Origin of the sequence: Psychrobacter sp. (genome assembly GCF_018260395.1) — a bacterium.
Taxonomy (GTDB): Bacteria; Pseudomonadota; Gammaproteobacteria; order Pseudomonadales; family Moraxellaceae; genus Psychrobacter.
Map to the genome: position 1 here is coordinate 1 of NZ_JAGLBC010000195.1, position 1,836 is coordinate 1,836.

General features: G+C 39.2%; 1 protein-coding gene and 1 pseudogene. One reads left to right on the top strand and one right to left on the bottom strand.

Annotated features, from left to right (window positions below):
* Positions 1-179, bottom strand: a pseudogene (locus tag QZ265_RS10330) (UDP-glucose 4-epimerase GalE); the annotation flags it as partial.
* Positions 180-504: 325 nt separating this feature from the next.
* Between QZ265_RS10330 and QZ265_RS10335 the strand changes: the two are divergent.
* Entirely contained in the window at positions 505-1,701 is a 1,197-nt protein-coding gene (locus tag QZ265_RS10335) for an amino acid aminotransferase (protein ID WP_296405899.1), read from the top strand.
* Positions 1,702-1,836: the final 135 nt, after the last annotated feature.

Consider the following 1,836-nt stretch of genomic DNA (forward strand, 5'->3'; position numbering starts at 1 on the left):
ATTTCTTGATCTGTTGTATCTTCAAAAGCATCAACCATTTGTAGTACAGAAGTGCCTTTACCTGTACCTAAGTTAATTGGATCAAATCCTACGCCTTGATCAGATTCATTTGTTTTACTTGTCAAATAGTTAATAGCTGCGACATGACCTTTGGCCAAACATCCCCAATGAATAAAATCATATTCCCCCTGCTATCGACTGTAAGAATATATAACATTTAAATTTAAGTCTTTTAAGACTACCTCCCTAAACCAATAATGCTTAATCCAGTAAAGCCAAAAATTATGGTCAAAAATCATAATAAATGACAAAAATAAGTATACTTAATAACTTTAAAAAAGCTACTTCTTAAGTTTAGCTTAATCAGGCTAACAGTCGTACCGAGTACTAACAAAGCTAAAAACTGATCTAGTTTGAATCTAGCCAAATCTAACATTGAGTTCGCCCTCAATCTGGTTTATTCTTAAATACTGTATGACCAACCACCTTTTGAAAGGAAAAAAAATGTTTGACCGTGTTGATTATTACCCTGGTGACCCTATATTAGGCCTTATGGGCGAATATGCAAAAGATACCAATCCTAATAAAGTAAACTTAGGGGTGGGCGTCTATTATGATGAATCTGGCAAATTGCCCGTTTTAGAATGTGTAAAGACGGCTGAACAGCATATTGCAAATCCTATCTCACCACGTCCTTATATACCGATGGAAGGTTTGCCTGGGAATCGTAAAGCGTGCCAAGAGCTGTTATTTGGTAAAGGCGCTAAAGTACTTGAAGAAAAACGCGTGGCAACTATTGCTGCAATAGGTGGATCTGGGGCGTTAAAAATTGGTGCTGAGTTCATTAATGAGTGGCTCCCAGAGTCTAAAACTTATGTGAGTGACCCAACATGGGGCAACCATATCTCAATCTTTGAATACAGTAATGTACCCGTTGCAAAGTATCCCTACTATGACAAAGTGACCAACAGTGTTAAGTTTGATGAAATGTTGGCATTCTTTGAGACCTTAAATAAAAATGATGTGCTTATCTTACATCCTTGCTGTCACAATCCTACAGGCATTGACTTGACACAAGAGCAATGGGACAAAGCGCTTGAAGTCATTCAGGCAAAAGAATTAATTCCATTTATGGATATTGCTTACCAAGGCTTTGGTAAAGATATGGAAAGCGATGTGTATGCGATTCGCAAAGCGGTCGACATGGGCTTGCCATTATTTGTTAGTAATTCATTTTCTAAGAACTTATCACTGTACGGTGAGCGTGTGGGTGGTCTGTCAGTGGTGTGCCCAACGGCTGAGCTTGCTGAGCGTGTGTTCGGTCAGTTGCAGTTCACTGTACGTCGTACCTACTCTAGCCCGCCGTCACATGGCGGTCGCATCGTCGATATCGTCATGAATGATGAGGCGCTATATGATCAGTGGGTTGGCGAAGTATATGATATGCGTGACCGTATCAAGGCCATGCGTCTCAAGCTAAAGTCAGTATTAGAAGCCAATGTACCGGGTCGTAACTTTGATTATCTGACCTCTCAAAATGGTATGTTTAGCTTTACGGGTCTAACCCCTGAACAAGTTGAGCGCCTAAAAACTAAGTTTGGGGTATATATGGTTGGCAACTCACGTATGTGTGTGGCGGGTCTAAATAGTAGCAATATCGATTATGTGGCCAATGCGATGGCTGAAGTTTTAAAAGACTAATTACGTAATCTGATATTGATTTAAGTATTATTTTAATTTGGTAGACCTCAAAGATTTGGTCGAGCTTAAGGATTAAATCAATAATAAGGGTTGGACAATGATATTGTTTAGCCCTTTTTTAGTTAGTAGACGTTT

Excerpts from the sequence above, each read along its gene's own strand:
- QZ265_RS10335 (WP_296405899.1), top strand. The coding sequence starts at position 505 with ATGTTTGACCGTGTTGATTATTACCCTGGTGACCCTATATTAGGCCTT.